Annotated in this window: 7 protein-coding genes; all 7 read right to left on the reverse strand. The window is 32.8% G+C overall.

Annotated features, from left to right (window positions below; genetic code table 11):
• The coding region (locus tag VK071_12845; GenBank protein ID HLR36200.1) for a DUF1116 domain-containing protein at nucleotides 1-548 on the reverse strand (548 nt) is incomplete at its 3' end.
• Between the two features lie 27 nt (nucleotides 549-575).
• Entirely contained in the window at nucleotides 576-746 is a 171-nt protein-coding gene (locus tag VK071_12850) for a hypothetical protein (GenBank protein ID HLR36201.1), read from the reverse strand.
• A 16-nt stretch (nucleotides 747-762) separates the two neighbouring features.
• Entirely contained in the window at nucleotides 763-2,322 is a 1,560-nt protein-coding gene (gene fdrA, locus VK071_12855) for an acyl-CoA synthetase FdrA (protein ID HLR36202.1), read from the reverse strand.
• Between the two features lie 19 nt (nucleotides 2,323-2,341).
• Nucleotides 2,342-3,271, reverse strand: coding sequence for a DUF2877 domain-containing protein (locus VK071_12860; protein ID HLR36203.1), 930 nt, complete (start codon nucleotides 3,269-3,271; stop codon nucleotides 2,342-2,344).
• 122 nt (nucleotides 3,272-3,393) lie between these two features.
• On the reverse strand, nucleotides 3,394-5,082 hold the full coding sequence (locus VK071_12865) for a PucR family transcriptional regulator ligand-binding domain-containing protein (GenBank protein HLR36204.1): 1,689 nt from the start codon (nucleotides 5,080-5,082) through the stop codon (nucleotides 3,394-3,396).
• 88 nt (nucleotides 5,083-5,170) lie between these two features.
• Nucleotides 5,171-6,385, reverse strand: a complete 1,215-nt coding sequence (locus VK071_12870; GenBank protein HLR36205.1) for a solute carrier family 23 protein — start codon at nucleotides 6,383-6,385, stop codon at nucleotides 5,171-5,173.
• Nucleotides 6,378-8,717 (reverse strand): xanthine dehydrogenase family protein molybdopterin-binding subunit, encoded by a 2,340-nt coding sequence (locus VK071_12875; GenBank protein HLR36206.1) that lies wholly within the window; start codon nucleotides 8,715-8,717, stop codon nucleotides 6,378-6,380. Before VK071_12875 ends, VK071_12870 begins: the two co-directional genes overlap by 8 nt.
• Between the last annotated feature and the right edge of the window lie 88 nt (nucleotides 8,718-8,805).

An 8,805-nucleotide genomic window follows, 5' to 3' on the forward strand; every position in this document is an offset into this window, starting at 1 on the left:
CCCATTTGAAGAACCTGGGCTATCATAGTTTTTAAATCTATTTCCCCTGTTAATTTTAAAGTTTCTTTTAATACTGGCCCAAGAATTTCCTCCATCCACTTTAGTCTAGATATTACCTCTTCATTATAAGCTCCATAACGAAGAACCTTTCCCAATCCTTCATTTAATGTACAATAGGCATAATTCCCATAAGCCTTATTTTCAATTATCCATACTGGCATTGAATAAGTTGTAACTCCTGCCATAGGTCCAACAGCATTATAATGATGACATGAATCAAATATTATTTCTCCAGACTCTACTAATTTTATTGCTTCCTCTTCATTTGATGCCAATCCTTCATAAATAAGGCCTCCTATTACTGCCCCTTTCAATGGTCCACTCATTTTTTTATCCCATGTTATAGGTGGTCCTGCATGTAATATAGTGCTCTTAGTCATTCCTGGAATATCATCTCCAGCTTTCCCAATCCCAATAATTGTTGGTTGAGCATTTAATAATCTTTTAACTGCCTCTTTATTAGCCAGTTCAATTTTTTCTCCTATCACCTCAGTCACCCCTCTTTGTTAATATTTTTACTTTAATTTTTGTAAAATTGATGCCATTTTTTTATCTCCACCAGCAACCGGTCTCCAATCTACATGGATAGCTGAAATATTTTGTTCCCTTAAATCATTATAAAAAGGTTTTAATCCTATATTTACTATTTTAAGTTCCTTATTGAAAAGTTCATTAATTTTTGACATAGTCTCCCCCTTTATCTTACTTAATTTTATTTAGAATAAGTCCTGTCAATCGGGCTGCCTGGGCATTAGAAGGCATTACTATTACTCCAGCTTCCTCTAGCCTTTTCTTAGATTCTTCTAAATTTTGAGGGTCCTTTTTTGTACCACAAATAGAAGACACAATAGACAAATACTTCCCTCTTTTAGCCATACTTTCTCTAGCATCGATTATTGCTGGTAACATTTCCCCTACTGGATCTTCATGGGAACCATAGCCAAGTACAAAATCCATTAGTACTACAGCAACTTCATCATCTTTACCTTCCTCTATTAAACCTTCAACTCTAGCTGATGGATCTATCATTGGATGAGGCCTGCCTACTGTAAATTCATCTTCCCCAAAGTCTATACATGTATGTTCTCTACTCTTTTTTACATCTTTCAACCTATAGTTAGATATAGGAGAAATATTAGAATAAATATTTCCCAGGTCATTATTAAGGATTTTTATTGCCTCATCTGCTAAGGTTCCTCCAGTATATAATCCCCTTAAATATTTCTGACCTTCTTTTAATTTTTCAACTTCTCCATTAACTATTTTTTCTATTTCTTCATCAGACATATTAAATCTATCATAATCCTTAGTCTTTTCATTTTTCAAAACTGCCACTGCCTTATACGCTACATCTTCAAGGGAATTACAAGAATAGGCCCCGTATTCCTCAATAAGTTTTCTATCTCCTCCTAAGAAATGCACAATTACTGGTTTAGGTGAATTTTTAATTGATTCTAATATTTTTTCTAATACCTTTCTAGATGGTGCTTTAGAAATTATGACTATTACTTCCGTTAAAGGGTCCTCTTGTAAAGCCTCTATTCCCTGTAACATCATTAATCCACCTATTTCTTCCTTTAAATCTCTTCCACCGGTTCCTATTACTTGAGATACTCCTTCTCCTAATTTATCTATAATAACTGTTACTTCTTGAATCCCTGTACCAGAGGCACCTACTATTCCTATACTTCCTTTTTTAACAACATTTCCAAAAGCCAATGGAATATTATTAATAATAGCTGTACCACAATCTGGTCCCATCATTAATAATCCTTTTTCACAAGCCAACTCCTTCAATTCTTTTTCTTTTTCCATATTTACATTGTCACTAAAAAGCATTACATGTAAATTATTTTCTAAGGCTTCTTTTACCTCCTCACCTGCATATTCACCTGCAACGGATATTAAGGCCAAATTTAACTCTGGATTATGCCTTAATGCAGCGTTAAGAGTTGGTGGTGTATATTCCGAACTACTTTTTTCATTTTTCTCTCTAAGTAACCTTTCTACTTCATTGGATATTGTCTCTATTTTTACATTTTCCTCTGCAAGTACTGATACAAAGAAATCGTTAGGCCCTAAATTTTTAATTTCATCATTTCCTATTCCTAAATTCTCAACTAATTCTTTATTTAAATCTGTTCCCATACCAACAAGTGCTTCGTAAACTCCTTTAACTTTTTTTATTTCTTTTGAAATAAGCATTAGCGTAACTGAATCATAGTATGTATTTTTTCTAATCTCAACCTTCACAGAACTCATAAACTACCCCCCCTCGATGCTAATTTAATAATATTAAACTTCCTATATATATTCCTAAAAGAATATCTGTTCCTGATGTTTCTCCTATATTAATTACTCTCCTTAGATTATAAGAAAACATATCTAAGGAAGCATCTCCTAGAAAAGAGATCATTAAATCCCTAATATCTTCATTTACTTCTCCCTCTGAAGAAAATATAAGCATTTCTTCACTAACTCTAGTAGTCCTATTTTTTATATCCTTTACCATTGCATAGTTGATTTCATAGGCACTCCCTATAGAGTAACCAAGATAATAATGCAAATATATTCCTGAAACCATAAGCCCAGCTAAGAAATCATCCATTGATGGTGTAAGCCCTATACCAAATCCTATTATATTTTTAACCTGTACCGAAAGCTTTTCTATATCCCCTTTTATATAACTGTCAATAAATTCTAAGAATTTTTCCCTAATATATATTTCATTTTTACCTAATTTCATATCACTTTCATAAATCCAATCAATTCTCCCTATTCTCTCCTTAAGAGTTATCAGAAGTGGAAAAATTCCATTCTTCTTCCCTTCTGTTAATAGAACTTCTTCTATTCTTTCTAATTTTATGTCAACATTTTTTTCTACATCCTTACTAAAAGTAAGATTAGGTTTTTCATCCCACAGAGTAGCAGCACTATAGTAAATTTTAATATCTAATTCATTAATAGATACAAGTTTAGAAAGAATTTGAACTTTTACTCTAGGCTTAATTCCTTTGTCTAGAAAAGACACATCCTCCTCTATTCTTATAGAATATGGAGACATAAGCTTTTTTGAATTTAGAAATGTTATAAATTTATTATCTTCAGTTAGCACGTTGAAACTATTATCAAATACCGAGTGAACTATTCCTTCAAATTCTTTGTTTAAAATTGTTTCATTAAGTTTTTTACTAATATCTAATGCTTTCATTTCCTTCAATCCCTCAGTAAATTAATTATCATTTCTTACTAATATAGTACCTTCTTTTTTTCTGCCTTTCATTATTTAATCTTAATGAATATTAACACCGGTATTTGTGAAGAGTTACCAAATCATTTTAATCCCTGTTTTTCTAATATCTCTAATATTTTTAAGGCTATTTGAAGATTTAGCCTATCATTATAATCTTCAAAATTATTGCCTGTAATATCTTTTATCCTTTGAAGTCTATAGACTGCAGTATTATAATGAATATATAATTCGTCTGACATTTCCTTTAAATTTCCCTCACATTCAAAATATTTTTTTAATGTGCTTACCAACTCAGTTCCTTTTTCTCTGTCATACTTTACTAATGGTTCTAGCATTTCTTTATAAAATTGATTTAACTCTGGTTGTAGCCCTTCAAAAGAAAGAATTCTATATATTCCCAAATCATCATAATATATTAGTTTCTTGTCAAAAGCTCTTTTTTGATATTCTACAGCCCTTTTAGCTTCTTTGTAACTTTTCCAAAGCTCTCTAGCAGATTTATAATTTCTACCGATACCAATGGATATCTCATCAATAAAATATTCATATTCTGAATATCTTAATACCTCTTTACAAAATTCATTTATTCCTTCCCTTATCTTTCCTTCACTTTCACTAGGATTTGAACCAAAGAGAATGACTACACTATTACTTTTAGTAGCACTAATTATTTTTTGCTCCCTGTTTTTACTTATTCTCTGAATTATACTAAGTAACCTCACCTTTAATTGATGAATGTAATTATTATTGGTTAAATCAAATTCTTTATTGCCATTTACTGAAATAATTATTACAGAATAGACAAAATCACCATCAAAACCAAAATAAGGTGCCCTGTCTATAGCTCTTTTATATTTATTCTCTTTACCAGAAAAAAGATCATCAAAAAATTCAACTTTATGCTTGCTCTCTATTTCAAAAATAGACATTTTTTTATATATATCTAAAGCAATAATTGAAGTAGAACCCTCTATAACTGTTAATTCTATAGGAGTCAAAGATCTTTTATCTTCCCAAATAAATATACATCCATATTCTCTATTGTCAAAATAGATTGGAATACTTACCCTATTTATTTTTTCATTCTCTAATAAATCAATCTTCTTTGTATAAGCATTACCTTGGTTATAACTTTCTCTTGATTTCTTTCTTTGTAAACTCTCTGCTTCAATAATAGTTTCAATATATTTCTTCTTATCCTCGTCACATAATATTGCACTAGTTTCAAAGATGTATTCTTTTATAGCAATAGAGTTTCTATCTATATTTTCATAAATAGCCTCAGTAATTTCCATTAAGCTTCCACCATCTAGCATTACTTTAATAAACTTATTTTGGATATTATCTATTCTTTGAAGAACATTGGTTTGAACATTAACTATCTCCGTTAATGCTTCTGTTAAAACAGTAGAATAAGAAATTTCTACGGGAATTTCTACTAAAGGAAATTTTAGTGATTCAGCTATTTCTATGGTTTTTTCAGGGATTTTATCTATATATCTTTTAGTTTTCACACCTAACCCAGCCAATTTTTTATTATTTAATTCCACTATAAGCTTATCTAATTTATTAATATTATCCCTCATAGAATAAGCAGTAGTTAGTAAGAATTCACCATTTCCTACCCAGTTTATAATATCTGGAACTTCCATTACATTAAGTTTTGTTATCTTTCTATTAAGCCCTTTTTCTCCCGCTATTACCTTTGCATCTTTCATTGATTCAAGATAAAGTAATTCTTTCACTGTTATACCTGAATATCTATACAAACTATCACCCCATTTCATAAAGGAGACAAATTCAACAAAGCAAATTTATCTACCATGGAGTAGATAAATTTGCTATTCCTTTTTTATATTATTGTTCAGGTAAAACCTTATTCAACACAATACCAATTATGGCCGCTAATGCCATACCTCCTGGTACTGCATCCCCTCCAAGTCCTAATACTAAAATAACTGCAGCAATTATTAAATTCTTTGATTTATTAAAATCTACCTGATTTTCAATAAGAGTTCTTGCTCCAACTGCAGCTATCATACCGAAAAGAATTATTGATATCCCACCAACTACTGCTGTTGGAATAGTACTTATTATGGCTGCTAACTTAGGAATCCCTCCTAAAATTATTGCAAAAACTGCTGCTATTCTCATAATTAATGGATCATATACTTTAGTTAAGGCTAATACTCCAGTGTTTTCTGCATATGTAGTATTGGCGGGACCACCAAACATTGCAGAGATAGAAGTACATAATCCATCAGCAAGCATGGTTCTATGCAACCCTGGAGTTTCTAAGAAATCATCATCTACAGTAGCACCTATTGCTATAATATTTCCAATATGCTCTACAATAGTAGCAAGGGCTAAAGGAGCCACCATTAATATAGTTTCTAAGCTAAACTTAGCCATTTGAAAATTAGGTAATCCTATCCATGATGCATCTAATATAGGTTGAAATTCTACATTACTAGTAAAAATTGCAACTACATAACCAATTAAAAGCCCGATTATTATTGGAATAATCTGAAGAAAACCCTTAGCAAATATAGTCACTATTAAAACTACTAAGAATGAAACAATAGCTAAAAACCAGTTTTCTGATGCCATATCTATTGCAGTTGGTGCCAGTTTAAGTCCAATCACCATAATTATTGGTCCAGTCACTATTGGTGGGAAAAAACTAACTACCTTATCAGCACCGAAGGCATAAATAAGAGCAGCAATTACTAAGTAGATAAGACCTGCAACAACTAGACCACCTCTTGCATAAGCAAGTCCATCTGAACCACCATTATCGGATATTAATTTTACTACCGCTAATATAGGTGCAATAAACGCAAAGGACGAACCTAAAAATACTGGTACTTTTTTCTTCGTAATATAATGACATAATAACGTACATACCCCCGCCATAAACAATGCTACCGAAACATCCATACCAGTAATTATAGGCACTAAAACCGTGGCCCCAAACATTGTAAACGTATGTTGTAATCCAAGTACCAATCTCTTTCCAAGGACTAACTCTCTAGCATCTCTTATAGGCTCTTGAATATTTACATCACTCATATTTTATCCCCCTTTTTTGTTTCTCTTTTTCTTTTAGAGCCTCCAGTATTCTTTCAGGTGTTAATGGTATCTCCTTTACTCTTATTCCTAAGGCATTGAATAAAGCATTTGCTATAGCAGGTGCCGAAGGAATCATTGCAGGCTCTGCAATTCCCCTTGCTCCAAAAGGCCCATCATGTTGTGCATTCTCCAGAAACGCTAACTTCATTTCTGGCATATCCCCAACTGTAGGTATTTTATAATCCATAAAAGACTTGTTTAATAAATGTCCGTCTACAAGCTGTAATTCCTCATATAAAGCTGAGCCTATACCCTGGAGAATTGCCCCTTCAATTTGTCCTTCGATAAGAGTAGGATTTATTACTTTTCCTACGTCCCAACAAGAGGCAACTTTTAACACATCTATATGCCCAGTTTCCATATCCACTTCTATTTCTACTGCATTTGCACCATAGGTCCAAAAAACTACTGGATTATCTGAAAGTCCAGTTTCTAAATCAAAGTTTTTCACATTTGCCGGCACAAAAGCCCCTCTTCCCATAATCGGTCCATGTATACCAGAACCATCCTCAAAAGTTAAACCTAGTGCTAAACTAGCTATACTTACTTTTTTATCTGGATACTGAGTAGACACTATGCAGCCATCTTCAAGTTTAAGATCTCTACCAGGTATCCCTAGTTTTAAACTGGCTAAATTAAGTAATTGTTCTGCTACATCTTTACAAGCTTTTATTACAGCATTTCCTGCAGAATAGGTTATACGACTTGCAACAGTTTGCCATTCATAAGGTGTATGAGCAGTATCCCCTGTATTTATAGTTATTTTTTCTGGTGGTATAGATAAAATTTCCGCTGCTATCTGAGTCAATGCTGTATCTGAACCCTGACCTATATCCTGGGCACTTACAGAAAGATATACTGTTCCATCTTCATTTATTCTTACTACTGCAGCAGATGCTGCATCGTTTGGCATTGATGGTGCTTTCATACCACAAGCTAGACCTTTAGCCCTTACTTTATTTGGATCCTTTGGTTTTTCTGAAGACGTATAATAATCTATATCTTCTATCACTTTATTAAGACATTCAACCATAGAACAAGCCTCATCAACCTTTGCCCCAGTGGCCGTACTTCCCCCTGGCTTTTGAGCATTTATTTCTCTTATTTTTATTGCATCTATTCCTAGTTTATTTGCAATTATATCCATATTCTGTTCCACCCCAAAATGAATCTCACACATACCAAATCCTCTATAAGGCCCTCCTACTGGATGGTTAGTATATACAGCATATGAATCACACCAAATATTTGGAATATCATAAGGTCCTACTGTAGCAAAACCAGCAGATTTTGCAATATTAACTCCATATTCAGTATAGGAGCCTCCATCCCATATAAATTCTGTTTCCATGCCTATAATTCTGCCATCTTTCATAACTCCTGTTTTAAATTTTGAATGCATTGCTTGCCTTACATAAGAATTACAGAACTCATCTTCCCTTGAATAAGTTAATTTGACAGGTCTACCATTAGTTTTTATAGAGAGACCTATTACTATGCCTTCCAATGTTGTACCTGCCTTGGAACCAAATCCTCCACCTACTGCTGGAGATATAACTCTTAGTTTATTTAAAGGAATGTCAAAAGCATCTGAAAGAGCCAAACGAACAGCATAAGGAGATTGACAGCTAGACCAAACTGTTAAGCTTCCATCTCTACTATGCTTAGATATTGCTACATGATTTTCTATAGGACAATGTTGTATGTGTGGAACATAGAAACTATGCTCAAATACATAATCTGCTTCTTTAAAAGCCTGGTCTACATTACCCTTTCTAAGTTTAAAATGCTCACTAATATTTGTACCAGGAACTGTTTTAAATATAGGAGCATGCCTATATTTTCCTAGTTCAGGATGAATCAAAGGTGCTTCTGGTTTCATACCTTCTATAGCATTTGTGACAGCTGGAAGTTCTTCATATTCTACTTCAATAAGCTTAATTGCTTTCTCAGCAATTTCAACAGTTTCAGCAGCTACCGCTGCTACTGCTTCTCCTACATATCTAACCTTATCTACAGCAATAAAACTTTTATCTGTAAGGTATAAGCCTGCCTTTTTAGAAAAATCTTTCCCTGTTATTATAGCTTTTACTCCTCCAAGCTTCTCTGCCCTACTAATATCAATACTAATAATATTCGCATGAGGATATAGACTTCTTTTAACTGCTGCATATAACATACCTGACATTTTTAAATCATCTACAAATTTTAATTCCCCCGTAACCTTTTCAATACCATCTACTCTTGAGACTCTCTTCCCAATATACTTCACAAGACTCTGTCCCCCTTTCTAAAAATCCACTTATTTTTCTACTACTTTCATAATAGCCTCTACTATCTTTTTATAACCTGTACATCTA

Source organism: Tissierellales bacterium (assembly GCA_035301805.1).
GTDB lineage: Bacteria > Bacillota > Clostridia > Tissierellales > DATGTQ01 > DATGTQ01.